Origin of the sequence: Streptomyces sp. NPDC005774 (assembly GCF_042871645.1) — a bacterium.
GTDB lineage: Bacteria > Actinomycetota > Actinomycetes > Streptomycetales > Streptomycetaceae > Streptomyces > Streptomyces pratens.
The window spans coordinates 1-1,434 of sequence record NZ_JBIAIV010000144.1 but is presented as its reverse complement, the minus strand read 5'-3'; the positions used below and the strand labels follow the sequence as shown (position 1 = coordinate 1,434).

Sequence of the window (1,434 nt, the reverse complement as noted above, 5' to 3'; positions counted from 1 at the left end):
CAATGCCGTTGTTTGAAGGTTCATTGAGTTGGTAGTGACGGACTGAGCGTCGCGCCGTTATGCGGGGTGTGCATCCGTGGAGCGGGGTATCTGAGCGAGTGCGACTGGGCTTGATCACACAGTGGGTGACGCCCGAGTTGGTGGACGAGGTCCTGTCGGAGTGTCGCAAACGGGACCGTCGGCCGGGAGCGTTGCCGGCGGGGTTCATGGTCTACTTCACACTCGCGCTTGCGCTCTTCCACCAGGACTCCTACGACGATGTGGCAGAACAACTGGTAGGTGGAATGCAGGAGTTGAGCGAGTGCATCCCGCACAAGGCGTCTTTCACCCGGGCTCGGGAGCGCCTGGGACCGGAGGTTGTCGAGCGGATCTTCCACCGCCTGGCCGGTCCGCGGGCCCCTGCGGGGCTGGCCGGGTCCTTCTACCGGGGGATGCGTCTCGCTGCGGTCGACGGGTTCCTGCTGGACGTGCCGGACAACGAGGCCAACCGACTCGCCTTCGGCGGCCCGAAAGACTCCAGCGGGAAACCGGGCGGGTTTCCGCAGGTGAGAGTCGTGACGCTGACCGAGACCGGCACGCACTCTTCCATCGACGCCCGGGTGGGCGGCTACAACAGCGGTGAACGCGACCCAGCCGTGGCAATGGCTGCCTCGGCCTCCGGGATGCTCGTGATCATGGACCGGGGGTTCCCCGGGGTGGAGTTGTGGAAGGCGTATACCGGCGCCGGTGCCCACCTGCTGCTGCGGGCCCGCTCGTGTGTGGCACGCCGTCCGGTACGACACCTGCCCGACGGCACCTATCTGGCACGCATGAACCTCGCGGGGCAGAAGGGTGCCCATCCGGGCGGTGTGCTGGTGCGCGTGATCGAGTACCGCGTCGACGGGGGCGAAGTGATCAGGCTGCTGACCGACCTCTTCGATCACGACGCCTACTCAGCAAGGGAGTTGGCCGTCTTGTATCACGAAAGATGGGAGGTGGAATCGGCCTATCGGCAGATCAAGACCTTCCAGCGGGGCCGGCAGGAAGTTCTGCGATCCACCGACCCGCAGCTGGTGCGCCAGGAAGTGTGGGCGCACCTGGTCGTGCACCACTGCCTGACCGGCATCATCATGCAACTCGCCGACAGCAACGGCATCGACCCGGACCGCATCTCGTTCGTCAAGGTCCTCAAGCACACCCGACGCAGCGTGGTCCGCCAGCTCGCCGACACCCCGCCGAAGATCCGCAGGTTCCTGACCGCGCTGGCGGCGAAGGTCCGCCGGAAACTCGACAGCGGCACCCGCCGACTGCGAGAGGCAGACCGCTTCCTGAAACGGCCCAACTCGCTGTACTCCTACCGACCGAAAGACAAACCGAAAGCCCCACCACGCCACGTACCCGCCAGAACCATCACACTGCAGGCGACGATAGTTCAGTAGTCAAACAACGGCATTG

General features: G+C 65.2%; 1 protein-coding gene. It reads left to right on the top strand.

Annotated features, from left to right (window positions below):
• Positions 1–59: 59 nt before the first annotated feature.
• Positions 60–1,418: an IS4 family transposase gene (locus ACFYQA_RS39510; protein WP_388928682.1), complete on the top strand. Its 1,359-nt coding sequence runs from the start codon at positions 60–62 to the stop codon at positions 1,416–1,418.
• Positions 1,419–1,434 lie beyond the last annotated feature (16 nt).

Excerpts from the sequence above, each read along its gene's own strand:
- ACFYQA_RS39510 (WP_388928682.1), top strand. The coding sequence starts at position 60 with ATGCGGGGTGTGCATCCGTGGAGCGGGGTATCTGAGCGAGTGCGACTG.